The organism is Kitasatospora sp. MBT63 (assembly GCF_000710465.2).
Classification (GTDB): domain Bacteria; phylum Actinomycetota; class Actinomycetes; order Streptomycetales; family Streptomycetaceae; genus Kitasatospora.
Genome location: NZ_JAIZ01000835.1, coordinates 1 through 213 on the forward strand (window position 1 = coordinate 1; position 213 = coordinate 213).

Consider the following 213-nt stretch of genomic DNA (forward strand, 5'->3'; position numbering starts at 1 on the left):
CAACGACTCCGCCGTCACCCGGTCGAACAACTCCACCGAGTACTCGACGCTGCCGTCCAGACCGGCGCCGGCCCGGTCGGAGAAGCCGAAGGAGAGGTCGAACTTGGCGGTGTCGCCGATCGTCGCGACGGGTTCGACCGCGAGGCCGGGCAGCTCCAGGCCGCCGGCCACCTCGCCGTCGTCGAAGGTGAGCATCACCTGGAACAGCGGGTG

1 protein-coding gene is annotated in these 213 nt (G+C 70.0%); it reads right to left on the reverse strand.

The genetic code is table 11. From position 1 onward, the window contains the following. A partial coding sequence (locus AA75_RS50675; RefSeq protein ID WP_033826211.1) for a hypothetical protein occupies positions 1-213 on the reverse strand: 213 nt, incomplete at both ends.